Below are 13,642 nucleotides of genomic sequence, written 5' to 3'. Positions count from 1 at the left end.
GGAGCCACTTTTTTATATTGCCCAAATTTAAATTTGGGATTTGAGTTCTTAAAGTGGTGGCAAGTCCATATTTATATAGGGAGGTGCTTTTTGATTAGGAAGGAGTGTATAGAGATATGGAGAAGGCTTTGCAGCAGCTGATGGGAATTGGGTTTATTGGAAAAGTACTAGGAACCATGGTAGGTGTATTTATATTGTATATGTGGCAAATGAAAAATAAGCGGATTATGGGGATGATGTTTGGTGGAACGTCGGGACTTATGCTGGCAATGATTTGTTTTGATGTGTTGCCTGAGGCCTTAAGTAAGGGAAGAATGGAACTTGTTTGTGTGGGTGTTATTATTGGAGGATGTATAGGGCTTTTAATGGACGATGCAGTGCCCAGTATTGAAGTAAGCTTAAGTCGTAGTGGAACGAAGGTAAGTAAGGCGGGACTTGCATTATCTATTGGCATGGTTTTAGATGTATTACCAGAGGGGGTTACACTAGGTGCTTTGGGACATACTGGAGTAGAGGCTGTCATACAGTTTTCAACAATATTAGCATTACATAGTATACCGGAAGGTATGGCACTTGCTTTAGCTTTTAAGCAGGGTGGTACAAAGTTAAAATATGTTGCAATTATGCCGATTGTCTTAGGGGTCTTAGAAGCTGTCATTGGTATGGGATGTTTTGTACTCAGCGGTATTAATGAGGGATATATTATTACAACATTAGGGATTGCCTCTGGTGTTATTGTTTATGTAGTATGTGAGGAACTTATGCCGGAAGCCAAAAAGGTTTGGAATGGACGAATGACTACAATTGCAACGATTATAGGTATGCTTTTAGCTTTATTACTTTTACATAGTCATTAAATAAGCAGTTGTTAGTAAATAGCTACCATTAAAAGGAAGTATAAATCTTTTTTTTGTGTAAATAATAAAAGCGTTAATACATTTATAAATTAATAATATTAAAGGAAAGGAGAAAAAAGATGCCTAAACTCAGGTGTAGTGCTACTGCTTGTATGCATAATCAAGAAGAATGCTGCTGTAGAGGGGTTATTCATGTGGCTGGGCATTACGCATCTGCCTCTAATGAAACATGTTGCAACAATTTTTATGAGGCAGAGGGAAATGCTAGGGATGCAGTAAGTCAGACGCCAGATGATATGATTGAAATTGCTTGTGAAGCAGAAAAATGCACATATAATCAAAATTGTAAGTGCCATGCAGATTATGTGGATGTTAATGGTTATGGCGTAAATACTGCAGAGGGTACAGCTTGTGCAAGTTTCTGTCCTGAAAGTTAAGTTTTAAAAATTTTGAGATAATCTTGAGATAATTTTAATAGGGTAAGGACTACCAAAGTTGGAAAAATCGGTAAATCCTTATACGTAGGAGCTGTAATTTACAGCTCCCTTTTTAGTTTAAAAGAAAATATAAAAATGTGATTAAGGTTTGAAATTAGTGGTAAACTTATATAAAATAGAATAAGAACATTTGTTTGGTAAAAAGAGTTAGAGAAGGAGGCGTAGGATGAGTAGATTTGAGATTGTTTCAGAATTTAAACCTACGGGAGATCAACCAGAAGCTATTGAAAAATTAGTACAGGGGTTTATAGAAGGTAATAAATATCAGACATTACTTGGGGTAACAGGTTCAGGTAAAACATTTACAATGGCTAATATTATCGAAAAGGTACAAAAACCGACTTTAATCTTAGCCCATAATAAAACATTAGCAGCACAGTTATATAGTGAGTTTAAAGAATTCTTTCCTAATAATGCAGTAGAATACTTTGTTTCATATTATGATTATTATCAGCCAGAGGCTTACGTACCTCAAAGCGATACTTATATTGAAAAAGATTCAAGTGTCAATGAAGAAATTGATAAATTACGTCACTCTGCAACAGCTGCTCTTTGTGAAAGAGATGATGTCATAGTGATTGCCAGTGTATCTTGTATTTATGGTTTAGGAGATCCTATCGATTATGCAGAGCAAGTATTATCCGTAAGGGTAGGGATGGAAAGGGATAGGGATGATGTCCTTAGGAGACTGATAGCAATTCAATATGTGCGTAATGATATGGATTTTGCCCGTGCCACATTCCGTGTAAGAGGTGATACAGTGGAAATCATTCCAGCAGGCATGTCAGAAAAAGCTATTCGTATTGAATTCTTTGGAGATGAAATTGACCGTATTGCAGAAATAGATGCTTTAACTGGGGCGGTTTTAGGATATCGTGAGCATGTAGTTATTTTCCCAGCTTCATTTTATGCCATTTCAGCAGATAAGATGGAAGCAGCCATTAAACGTATTGAAGCAGAACTTATAGATCGTGTAGCAGAGCTAAAATCAGAAGATAAGCTTTTAGAAATGCAGCGACTGACACAAAGAACAAATTTTGATATTGAAATGTTAAAGGAAATGGGCTATTGTTCAGGGGTAGAAAACTATTCCAGACATTTATCAGGAAGAGCAGAAGGAGAAACACCATTCACTCTTTTAGACTACTTCCCAGATGATTTCCTAATGATGATTGATGAATCTCATATGACAATTCCTCAAGTACGTGCCATGTATAATGGAGACCGTGCAAGAAAAAATGTACTTGTAGAGTATGGCTTTAGATTGCCATCTGCTCTTGATAATAGACCTCTTAAATTTGAAGAGTTTGAAAAAAAAATCAATCAGTCATTATTTGTATCTGCCACACCAGCACAATATGAATTAGAACATTCTGTGCAAATAGCTGAGCAACTTATTCGTCCAACGGGCTTATTAGATCCACTCATTGAGTTGAGACCGGTTAAAGGGCAAATTGATGATTTATTAGATGAAATTAATAAGGTAACAGCTAAAGGGGATAAAGTCATGGTGACAACCCTTACAAAACGTATGGCAGAAGATTTAACGAATTATTTACAAGAAGTAGGGGTGAAGGTAAAATATTTACACTCTGATATCGATACATTAGAGCGTATTGAAATTATTCGTGACTTACGTATGGGTGTATTTGATGTATTAGTAGGAATTAACTTATTAAGAGAAGGATTAGATATACCAGAAGTATCACTAGTGGCCATATTAGATGCAGATAAAGAAGGTTTCTTACGTTCTGAAACAGCACTTATTCAAACAATAGGACGTGCTGCTAGAAATGCAGAGGGACGTGTTATTATGTATGGGGATACTGTAACACGTTCTATGGCCAATGCCATGTCTGAAACGGCTAGACGTCGTCAAATTCAAGAAGAATATAATGATGCTCATGGTATTGTACCAAAAACAGTTAAGAAGAAAGTGCGAGATCTTATCGTAGCGACTAAAGGTGTAGAAGAAAGTAAATATAAAGGTTCTCTTGAAAAAGATCCAGAATCTATGTCACGGGAAGAACTAGAAAAAGCAATGAAGAAAGTAGAAAAAGACATGAAGAAAGCAGCTACAGAGCTTCAGTTTGAAAAAGCAGCCGAGCTTCGTGATGAACTTATTTCCCTTAAACAGGCATATTTAAGTAAATAGACAAATTAGGTGAAATTTAAATTAAAAGGGACTATAGTAGGTTTTATCCGTAATATAGTCCTTTTTAATGTGAATAACAAATAGAACACTATGCATAGTGATAAGCAATGCCAATGCTGCCAGGACCTACATGAAGTCCAATGACAGGGCCAATATCCTGAACATCTACATGAATATTTAAACGCTCTTGGAGCTTTTCTGCAAGGGTATTACCTTCTGCATAAGCATTGATATGATGTACAGTGATACCTAATAGCCTATGTGTTTCTAAGTCTTTCATTAAACCATCTATAAGTGCTTCAATGGCTTTTTTCTTAGTACGTACTTTTGTATAAATATCTGTTTTACCATCATTAACTGTTAAAATTGGTTTGATTTGCAACAGGTTACCTAAAAGAGCAGAAGCACTTCCGATACGGCCGCCTTTTTTGAGATAAGTAAGTGTTTCAGGTGTAAATAAAAAACGGCTATGCGTAAGTGTAAAATTGGTAGCTTCAATAACTTCTGAAAGAGATCTTCCTAAAGAGGCAGCCTGGGCAGCAGATAAGACCATATAACCTAGCTGCATACAGTTCGTGCGTGAATCTAGGATTTTTATTTGTGCAGTTGGATATTTTTCTAAAATCATTTCACGTACAAGATGAGCGCTGTTATAGGCACCACTCATTTCTGAGGATAAAAAAATTGCAACAACGATGTGCCCATCTTTAACACATTTTTCAAAGGCCTGATACATTTCGTTTGGCGAAGGTTGAGAGGACTTTGGAATTTCGGAAGAATTTTCAAGTTCAGTATAAAAAGTAGATAAATTAACATCGCATTCACGTTCTGTTTTAGTTGGCCAAGTCACCCCTAGAGAAACAATAGAAATATCATATTCTTGAATATATTGTGAAGGTAAATAAGAGGTGCTATCTGTGATAATTTTAATCATAGTATGCTCCTTTACAAAGAATTCATTTGGTTAAAAATAATAATAACCATATTTTTCTTATTATATACTTTGTTATAAAAACAATAAAGAAAGTATAGAAACACTTACAGACAATATTTTCCTTAAAATATCATGGAATTTGCTAGGAAAGAGGTAGATAAATACGCTGAAATATGATATGATAACTAGTAATGGCTAGTAGCTTAAAACAGAAGAGATAATTGGAGGATACTATGGAAGACATCATGATAATCGGTATTGCAGGAGGATCTGGTTCTGGTAAAACCACTTTAACATATAAAATCAAAGAAGCTTTTGAAGATAAGGTGGTAGTATTATCTCATGATTATTATTACAAAGCGAATTCAGATCTTTCTTATGAGGAACGTACCAAATTAAATTATGATCATCCAAATGCCTTTGACACTGATCTTTTAATCGAACATGTTAGAACTCTTAAAAGTGGGCAGGCGATTCAGCACCCAGTGTATTCATTCGTTGAACATACAAGACTTGACGAATTAGTAGAAGTACAACCAGCTAAAGTTGTAATCGTTGAAGGGATTTTAATCTTCGAGAATAAAGAATTATGTGACTTAATGGATATTAAAGTGTTTGTTGACACAGATGCGGATGTACGTATTGTAAGACGTTTACTTCGTGATGTAAAAGAGCGTGGTAGAGATATTGATTCAGTAATTGATCAATATTTAAATACAGTAAAACCAATGCACGAACAATTTGTGGACCCTAGCAAAAAGCGTGCAGATATTATCATTCCAGAGGGTGGATTTAATTCAGTAGCCCTTAATATGTTAATGGATCAAGTAGGCAACTTTATCGACAAATAAGATAGAACACATGCAAATTTTTGCATGTGTTTTTTATGCGCAAAAATGGTTATTCTATTAAAGAAAACATTTCAAAGTGGGTGAGTAGAAAAAATTCGAACACATGTTTGAAAAAATAACATCTTGTGATATAATAGAAACAAATATTGTGTTAATTTGATAAAAATGTATAGAAACAGAAAGGACATAAGACTTATATAGGCAATTGTCTAAAAGCTTTATGTGACGGGGAAAAGATGAAAAATAAAATTGTCATAAAAGGCGCAAAAGAGCACAACTTAAAAAACGTTGATTTAGAATTAGAGCGTGATCAGTTTATTGTTTTTACTGGACTAAGTGGCTCAGGAAAATCTTCATTAGCATTTGATACAATTTATGCAGAAGGGCAAAGAAGGTATGTAGAATCACTTTCAGCTTATGCAAGACAATTCTTAGGACAAATGGAAAAACCTGAAGTAGAAAGCATTAGCGGGCTTTCACCAGCTATTTCAATTGATCAAAAGACAACAAGTAAAAATCCACGTTCAACTGTAGGAACAGTTACAGAGATTTATGATTATCTAAGACTTCTTTTTGCAAGAGTTGGGATTGCGCACTGTCCAAAATGTGGAAAAGAAATTAAAAAACAAACTATTGACCAAATGGTAGATGTTTTAATGAATTTACCAGAGCGTACTAAGCTTCAGTTATTAGCACCTATCGTAAGAGGTCGTAAGGGGATGCATGAAAAAGTCCTTGAAGGTGCCCGCAAACAAGGTTATGTACGTGCCCGTATTGATGGCGAAGTATATGACTTAAGTGAGGAAAATGTACAATTAGATAAAAATAAAAAACATACTATAGAAATTGTTGTAGATCGTGTAGTCATTAAAGAAGGTATGGAAAAACGTTTAACAGACTCTATTGAAACGGTTATGAAACTTTCAGGCGGACTAATGGTGGTAGATGTTATTGGCGGTGAGCCAATGCAATTTAGTGAAAGCTTTGCCTGTCCTGATTGTAATATCAGCATTGAAGAAATTGAACCACGTTCATTTTCTTTCAATAATCCCCATGGGGCATGTCCAGTATGTACAGGACTAGGGGAGAGTTTAGAAGTAGACCCAGAACTAGTTATTCCTGTACCTAGCTTAACATTAAGAGAAGGGGCAATTGCTGTACTTGGCTGGGGTTCCATTGCTAAGCCAGAAAGCTATGCTTATGCTTTAATGAGTGCTTTAATGGACAAATATCATTTTGATTTAGATATACCATTTAATGAACTACCAGAAAAAATACAACATATTATTTTATATGGTACAGGGAATGAAATGGTTTCATTCACATTTACAGGTGAATATGGCACAAAACGTTATGAATATGCGTTTGAAGGAGTACTCGAAAATACCAAAAGGCGTTATTTAGAGACAAGTTCAGAAAGTACAAAGCAAGAATATGAATCACTTATGACAAGTATTCCATGTAGCAGCTGTAAAGGTGCAAGGCTTAAACCAGAAGCTTTAGCTGTTACAGTTGGGGACAAAAATATTAATGATTTAACTCATATGTCTATTGGTGATCTTAAAAAGTTCTTTGATGAAGTAGAGCTTACAGATAGACAACGTCAAATTGGGGAACTTATCCTTAAAGAAATTAAAGCAAGATTAGGTTTCCTTGTAGATGTAGGACTTGATTATTTAAGTTTAGCCCGTTCATCAGGAACACTTTCAGGTGGAGAAGCTCAACGTATTCGTTTAGCCACACAAATCGGTTCAGGACTTGTAGGCGTACTTTATATTTTAGATGAACCAAGTATCGGACTTCATCAAAGAGATAATGATAAATTAATTCAAACACTGATTCATTTAAGAGATTTAGGCAATACTTTAATTGTTGTAGAACATGATGAAGATACCATGCATGCTGCAGATTGGATTGTAGATATTGGGCCAGGAGCAGGAGAACATGGTGGTGAGATTATTGCATCAGGACCAATTGATACCATTTTAGCTTGTGAAAAGTCAGAAACAGGGGCTTACTTAAGTGGCCGCAAGAAAATAGAAGTGCCAGCAATAAGAAGAAAAGGTAATGGACATACATTAATAGTAACAGGTGCTAAAGCTAATAACCTTAAAAATGTAACATTAAAAGTACCACTTGGAACACTGACTTGTATTACAGGGGTTTCAGGTTCAGGAAAGAGTAGTTTAATTAATGAAATCTTGCTGAAACGATTATCAAGAGATTTAAACCGTGCCAAAGTAAAACCAGGACCACATAAAGAAGTAACAGGTATGGAACACTTAGATAAAGTCATTAACATTGACCAATCTCCAATTGGACGTACACCACGTTCAAATCCAGCAACTTATACGGGTGTATTTGATCAAATTCGTGATTTATTTGCACAAACACAAGAAGCTAAAATGAAAGGTTATCAAAAAGGACGTTTTAGTTTCAATGTAAAAGGTGGACGTTGCGAAGCCTGTCAAGGTGATGGGATGATTAAGATTGAAATGCACTTCTTACCAGATGTTTATGTGCCATGTGAATCATGTAAAGGGAAACGTTATAACCGTGAAACATTAGAGGTTAAATACAAAGATAAATCTATTGCAGATGTTTTAAATATGACAATTGAAGAAGCACTTAAATTCTTTGAAAACATTCCAAGTATTTCACGTAAACTCCAAACATTAGTAGATGTAGGACTTTCTTATATTCGTTTAGGGCAGCCTTCTACAACTTTATCAGGTGGAGAAGCACAACGTGTGAAGTTAGCTACAGAGCTAAGTAAACGTAGCACAGGTAAAACTATTTATATTTTAGATGAACCAACAACAGGATTACATTTTGCAGATGTGCATAAATTAGTAGGGATTTTAGAGCGTCTTGTAGAAGGGGGCAATACGGTAGTTGTTATTGAACATAACTTAGATGTCATCAAAGTGGCAGACCATATTGTAGATTTAGGACCAGAAGGTGGAACAAGAGGCGGCATGATTATTGCCCAAGGTACACCAGAGCAAGTAGCTAAAAATGAAAAATCTTATACAGGACATTTTTTAAAGAAAATATTAGAGAAATAAAAAAGGTTGTTGCCTAGGCAACAACCTTTTATTTATGGTTATTTTAATGAAAGTGAATCTGATTTGTAATCATAAGATGCAAGATATGTTGATGAATTAAATGTATACACATCAATTGTAATAGCATAATCAGTATCATCATCAATTTTATTACAAAGTGATTTTAAATCTCTTTGGAAGTCAATTTGGATTTGTTTTCTGTTTTCTTCTACTTTCCAAGCGTTAGTGAATGAGTCACCAGCAGCATCAAGGTAAATGCGGATATTTACTGTTGAATTACTGTTATTTGCAGATACGTCTACATCTTTAACAGCACTATTTGCATAACCTTGAATAAACATTTTTGTAAGGTTATCTTCTACAGTTTCTTTAACTGAATCTACATCAAGACCACAAGTTGCTCTTAAACGGCCTGTTTTAGCTGTATAAGAGAATGTAGCACGGTCAATATCATTTTTTGTATAAGTAATTGTACCTTGGATATCAATGTTTTTGTGACGTGAAGAAATATCGGAACATACACTTTCTAACATATCTGTTATTTTAGATTCTCTTAATTTAAGGAATGCAGTATCATCTTTACGGTCAGAGTAAGAGATTTCAAGTTGAAGGCGTGCTCCTTTTTTAGTGATATCAAAATCAAAGTAGATATCATCAAAATAATCGGCATAAGTATCTGATAGGAATTTTTCAGTTGCTGTAAGTTCAGCTGATGTGATATCTGTACCGCTTGTTGAACTGCTGTTGTTAGTACTGTTGTTTGTTTTATATGTTTCAAGTTCTTTTTTGACATTTTCAAGTTCACGTTGAAGTGTAGTTACTTGGTAGTTAGCAGTTGCTAATTGTTGCTCAAGTGCTGTGCTATCTGCACTACCAGCTGCGTTTGTGATTGTAACAGTATTTGTTGTACCATTCCATTTAACATCTGCCCCCATGATTTCACTTACGGCACGAAGTGGTACATATGTTGAACCATCTACTAAGAATGGTTCTGCACTTAATGTTTTGGAAGCGCCATTATAAGTTACGTCAATATTTCTATATGTAGCAGTGATTGTTTTTGTATAGTTAGCTGCACTAACTGCAGTTGCACAAAGTGCTGTACCAAGTCCAAAGGCAAGGCAAATACGTTTATATTTTTTGCTCATTTTCATTGTGAGTCCCCCTTGAGATAAAATATTAAGGTTATTGCAAACCTCGTATATACTATAACTTAAAACCCTAATAAATGATAGTATAAAAATGTTATTTTAAACAAAATGAAATAATATGGTAATACTTATACCTATGATATAATAATATGGGAGAATACAGTGAATAATATAATGAAAGGAGGCAAGTGATGTTTAATATTGAAGAAGAATTAAAAAGGCTCCCTGAACAACCAGGGGTTTATTTAATGAAAGATGTAAGTGGGCACATTATATATGTAGGAAAAGCAATTAATTTAAAAAATCGTGTACGTCAATATTTTAGAGCCTCCAAAAACCATTCAATCAAAGTAATTAAGATGGTACAGCATATTGTAAGCTTTGAATATATTATTACACGTTCTGAAGTGGAAGCTTTAGTATTAGAATGTAATCTTATCAAAAAATATAATCCTAAGTACAATATTCGTCTAAAGGATGATAAGCAATATCCGTATATTAAGTTAACTGTGCAAGAACCTTTCCCACGTATGATGATTGTAAGGCAGATGAAAAAAGATGGAGCCAAATATTTTGGACCTTATACAGATGCTAAAGCGATGTGGGAAATTGCAGATGTTGTGAAACAAACTTGGAAACTTAGGACTTGTACCCGCAACTTACCAAAAGATATTGATAAAGAAAGAGCATGCCTTAACTATCATATTGGAAAATGTGATGCCCCATGTGTGAGTAGTGGCATTAAAAAAGCAGATTACGATAAGATTGTAGAAGAAGTGCAGAGCTTTTTAATGGGTAAATATACAGAAGTTATTAAAAATCTTAAAGCTAAAATGGAAGAGGCTTCAGAAAACTTAGAGTTTGAAAAAGCAGCTATGTACCGCGATCAAATGGCAGCCATTCAAAAAGTAGAACAAAAGCAAAATGCTGTAGCAAGCAGTATGGCAGATCAAGATGTCATTGCTTTTGCAAAAAGTCCAGAAGATACTTTAATTCAGGTTTATTTTGTCAGACAAGGTAAATTAGTAGGACGTGAACATTTCTTTTTACAGGGTACAGAAGATGAAACTATCGAAAATATCTTTAGAGATTTTGTGGTGCAGTTTTATGCAGATGCAACTTTTGTGCCTAAAGAAATTATGATTGAACGCGTTCCAGCAGAACTTGAAGTATTAGAAAGTTATTTAACAGCTAAAAGAGGGACTAAGGTACAGCTTATTACACCTCAAAAAGGAAATAAGCAAGGTCTTATGCAGCTTGCAAGCAAAAATGCAGAAGTTACTTTAGGTCAATTTGGAGATCAAATTAAGAAAGAACATCAACGTACTCAAGGTGCTCTTAAAGAAATTCAAGAAGCATTAGGGCTTAGTGAAATACCGTATCGTATGGAAGCTTATGATATTTCCAATACTCAAGGTATACAATCTGTAGGTGGCATGGTCGTTTTTGAAGATGGGAAACCTAAGAAAAGTGATTATCGTAAATTCAAGATTAAAAGTATTATAGGACCTAATGACTACGGGAGTATGGAAGAAGTTTTAACAAGACGCTTTGAACGTTATCAAACAGAACAGTCTGAAAATAGTTTTACAAAGCTACCAGATTTACTTTTAATGGATGGTGGAAAGGGGCAAGTGCATATTGCCGAAAAAGTACTTTCCAAATACAACTTAAATGTTGAAGTATGTGGTATGGTAAAAGATGATTATCATCGTACAAAAGCACTTCTTTATAAAGGAGAAGAAATTGTACTACCAATCCATGGTGAAGGATTTAAACTGATTACACGTGTCCAAGACGAAGTGCACAGATTCTCCATTGAATACCATAAAAAGCTTCGTAGCAAGGCACAGGTACAATCTCTTTTAGATGAAATTCCAGGAGTGGGTAAGGAAAGGAAGAAAAAACTTATTCTTCACTTCAAAGGAATTGAGCAATTACGACAAGCAAGTGTCGATGAAATTAGTAAAATTGAAGGCATTCCTGAATCTGTAGCATATAATATATATAATTATTTTCATCAGAATTAGTAAATATGACTTATACTAAATATAGGAAATAGATGCTATAATAATTTTGTCTGATAAAAGGACAAGGAGGAAAAAAATGTATTTTGTAACCGTAGCACAGCTAAGAGAACACTTTAAATTAGATATATTAACACCAAATATAGACTATAAAGACAGAAAAATAACACAATGTGACGTAAATAGACCAGCATTACAACTTGCAGGATTCTTTGACTACTTTGACCAAACAAGACTTCAAGTTATTGGTAAAGTAGAACACACTTATCTTGAAAAGATTGATGATGAGGAAGAACGAAATCGCAAGATTAAAAAGTTAATGGACTTTGCGGATATTCCTTGTATTGTTATTTGTCGTGAGGAAATTAATCCATTTCCATACTTATTACAATGTGCAGAACAAAATGGCATTCCAATCTTTAAAACAGACTTACCAACTTCAAGTTTTATAGCAGAGGCAAATCGTTGGCTTCATGTAGAACTTGCACCACGTTTATCAATGCATGGTGTACTTGTTGATATTTTCGGTGAAGGTGTATTAATTACAGGTGAAAGTGGGATTGGTAAAAGTGAAACAGCCCTAGAACTTGTAAAACGTGGTCATAGGCTTGTAGCAGATGATGCAGTAGAAATCAAAAAAGTTTCTGCAAAAACACTTTTAGGAACAGCACCAGAAGTGATTAGACACTTTATAGAAGTACGTGGTATCGGGATTGTAGATATCAAACAAATTTTCGGGGTAGGGGCTGTTAAAGAAACTAAAAACATTGATCTTATTATTCGTCTTGAAGGTTGGGATCAAACAAAGCAGTATGATCGATTAGGTCTAACTAATGAATATACTGATATTATGGGCATTAAAGTTGTTACTAATGCGATTCCAATTAGACCAGGTAGAAACGTGGCAATTATTTGTGAAACAGCAGCAATTAATTTTAGACAAAAGAAAATGGGCTATAATGCAGCCGAAGCTCTTAATAATCGAGTAATGAATAATTTACAAAAGAATAACTTAGAAATGTAAGAAATTAATAGTTGATACATGGAGGGGATTTTAAATGTATTATTTAGGTGTTGATTTAGGTGGTATGTCAATTAAAGCAGGTTTAGTAAATGAAGCATATGAAATTGTAGCAACGAAAACAATTCCTACAGGAAGAGGAAAATCATCAAAAGAAGTTTTAAAAGATATGGCGATGCTTTGTAAAGACGTTTTAACAGAAGCAAATCTTACAGAAGCTGACATTGATTCTATTGGAATTGGTAGCCCTGGTATCGCTTCACCAGAAGATGGTATTATCCTTTCATCAAGCAATTTAAACTTCGACCATGTAAATGTACGTGCTGAAATTCAAAAATATTTAAGCTGTGATGTTTATGTAGAAAACGATGCAAACTGTGCAGCACTTGGAGAAGCTATTGCAGGTGCTGCAAAAGGTGAAAAAAATGTAGTTGTTGTAACACTTGGAACAGGTGTAGGCGGTGGAATTATCAATGATGGTAAAATCTATCGTGGTGCATTCTGTGGTGCAGGTGAAGTTGGACATCAAGTTATTGTAAAAGATGGTATTACTTGTGGATGCGGTAGAAAAGGTTGCTGGGAACAATATGCTTCTGCAACAGCACTTATTCGTCAAGCTCAAGAAGTCACTAAAGAACATATTAATAGTAAAATTGTTTCATTTGCTGGTGGAAAAATTGAAAATATTACAGCTAAAAATGTATTTGATGCAGCACAAGCTGGAGATCACATTGCAGCTGAAGTATTAAAAAAATATTTCCAATATGTAGCAATGGGCCTTACAAACTTAATTAATATTTTAGAACCTAGTATGATTGTATTAGGTGGGGGTATGAGTGCACAAGGCGATTACTTAGTAAAACCTATTAAAGAATTTGTACAAGCTGAAATGTATGGTGGTTTATCACTTAAAACTAAAATTAGAGCAGCAGAATTAGGAAATCCAGCAGGGATTATTGGGGCAGCTCTTTTAGGAACAACAATTAAATAAGCATTTAAAGTAAAGTAAAAAGCCAGTTAGGGAAAGATGTAAAAAACTTAGCTGGCTTTTTTGCTGTAAAAGTTCAATCTTTTGCTTACT

At 34.6% G+C, this 13,642-nt stretch carries 10 protein-coding genes; 8 read left to right on the top strand and 2 right to left on the bottom strand.

The features are described 5' to 3' along the window. The first annotated feature begins 116 nt into the window (after positions 1-116). The 3 genes from JCM14822_RS13390 to uvrB all read left to right on the top strand — a co-directional run bounded on the left by JCM14822_RS13390 (position 117) and on the right by uvrB (position 3,509). Positions 117-857 (top strand): ZIP family metal transporter, encoded by a 741-nt coding sequence (locus JCM14822_RS13390; protein WP_054742880.1) that lies wholly within the window; start codon positions 117-119, stop codon positions 855-857. A 119-nt stretch (positions 858-976) separates the two neighbouring features. Next, entirely contained in the window at positions 977-1,294 is a 318-nt protein-coding gene (locus JCM14822_RS13385) for a DUF1540 domain-containing protein (RefSeq protein WP_054742879.1), read from the top strand. A gap of 226 nt (positions 1,295-1,520) precedes the next feature. Continuing rightward, complete coding sequence (uvrB, locus tag JCM14822_RS13380; RefSeq protein ID WP_054742878.1) at positions 1,521-3,509, top strand: excinuclease ABC subunit UvrB; 1,989 nt, start codon at positions 1,521-1,523, stop codon at positions 3,507-3,509. 88 nt (positions 3,510-3,597) lie between these two features. On the opposite strand, the gene JCM14822_RS13375 is transcribed toward uvrB, so the two are convergent. Beyond that, complete coding sequence (locus JCM14822_RS13375) at positions 3,598-4,443, bottom strand: DegV family protein (RefSeq protein ID WP_054742877.1); 846 nt, start codon at positions 4,441-4,443, stop codon at positions 3,598-3,600. Positions 4,444-4,676: 233 nt separating this feature from the next. Here JCM14822_RS13375 and udk point away from each other — a divergent pair, with 233 nt between their 5' ends. Both udk and uvrA read left to right on the top strand, forming a co-directional pair. Further along, positions 4,677-5,294: a uridine kinase gene (udk, locus tag JCM14822_RS13370; RefSeq protein WP_054742876.1), complete on the top strand. Its 618-nt coding sequence runs from the start codon at positions 4,677-4,679 to the stop codon at positions 5,292-5,294. A gap of 236 nt (positions 5,295-5,530) precedes the next feature. Further along, positions 5,531-8,362 carry an excinuclease ABC subunit UvrA gene (gene uvrA, locus JCM14822_RS13365; RefSeq protein ID WP_054742875.1) on the top strand — a complete coding sequence of 944 codons (2,832 nt, stop codon included), beginning with the start codon at positions 5,531-5,533 and terminating at the stop codon, positions 8,360-8,362. Positions 8,363-8,400: 38 nt separating this feature from the next. Here the strand turns inward: uvrA and JCM14822_RS13360 are convergent, their stop codons facing one another. Further along, a complete protein-coding gene (locus JCM14822_RS13360; RefSeq protein ID WP_054742874.1) occupies positions 8,401-9,516 on the bottom strand; it encodes a copper amine oxidase N-terminal domain-containing protein in 1,116 nt (371 codons plus the stop codon). A gap of 188 nt (positions 9,517-9,704) precedes the next feature. On the opposite strand from JCM14822_RS13360, the gene uvrC reads away from it, so the two are divergent. From uvrC to JCM14822_RS13345, 3 genes are all read left to right on the top strand, one after another. Then, positions 9,705-11,543 (top strand): excinuclease ABC subunit UvrC, encoded by a 1,839-nt coding sequence (gene uvrC, locus JCM14822_RS13355; RefSeq protein WP_054742873.1) that lies wholly within the window; start codon positions 9,705-9,707, stop codon positions 11,541-11,543. 76 nt (positions 11,544-11,619) lie between these two features. Next, positions 11,620-12,564, top strand: coding sequence for an HPr(Ser) kinase/phosphatase (gene hprK, locus JCM14822_RS13350; RefSeq protein WP_054742872.1), 945 nt, complete (start codon positions 11,620-11,622; stop codon positions 12,562-12,564). A gap of 34 nt (positions 12,565-12,598) precedes the next feature. Beyond that, positions 12,599-13,552: an ROK family protein gene (locus tag JCM14822_RS13345; protein WP_054742871.1), complete on the top strand. Its 954-nt coding sequence runs from the start codon at positions 12,599-12,601 to the stop codon at positions 13,550-13,552. Positions 13,553-13,642 lie beyond the last annotated feature (90 nt).

The organism is Cellulosilyticum ruminicola JCM 14822, from assembly GCF_001311925.1.
Taxonomy (GTDB): Bacteria; Bacillota; Clostridia; order Lachnospirales; family Cellulosilyticaceae; genus Cellulosilyticum; species Cellulosilyticum ruminicola.
This window is presented reverse-complemented; position numbering and strand designations above follow the sequence as displayed.

Excerpts from the sequence above, each read along its gene's own strand:
- JCM14822_RS13390 (WP_054742880.1), top strand. The coding sequence starts at position 117 with ATGGAGAAGGCTTTGCAGCAGCTGATGGGAATTGGGTTTATTGGAAAA.
- JCM14822_RS13385 (WP_054742879.1), top strand. The coding sequence starts at position 977 with ATGCCTAAACTCAGGTGTAGTGCTACTGCTTGTATGCATAATCAAGAA.
- uvrB (WP_054742878.1), top strand. The coding sequence starts at position 1,521 with ATGAGTAGATTTGAGATTGTTTCAGAATTTAAACCTACGGGAGATCAA.
- JCM14822_RS13375 (WP_054742877.1), bottom strand. The coding sequence starts at position 4,443 with ATGATTAAAATTATCACAGATAGCACCTCTTATTTACCTTCACAATAT.
- udk (WP_054742876.1), top strand. The coding sequence starts at position 4,677 with ATGGAAGACATCATGATAATCGGTATTGCAGGAGGATCTGGTTCTGGT.
- uvrA (WP_054742875.1), top strand. The coding sequence starts at position 5,531 with ATGAAAAATAAAATTGTCATAAAAGGCGCAAAAGAGCACAACTTAAAA.
- JCM14822_RS13360 (WP_054742874.1), bottom strand. The coding sequence starts at position 9,516 with ATGAAAATGAGCAAAAAATATAAACGTATTTGCCTTGCCTTTGGACTT.
- uvrC (WP_054742873.1), top strand. The coding sequence starts at position 9,705 with ATGTTTAATATTGAAGAAGAATTAAAAAGGCTCCCTGAACAACCAGGG.
- hprK (WP_054742872.1), top strand. The coding sequence starts at position 11,620 with ATGTATTTTGTAACCGTAGCACAGCTAAGAGAACACTTTAAATTAGAT.
- JCM14822_RS13345 (WP_054742871.1), top strand. The coding sequence starts at position 12,599 with ATGTATTATTTAGGTGTTGATTTAGGTGGTATGTCAATTAAAGCAGGT.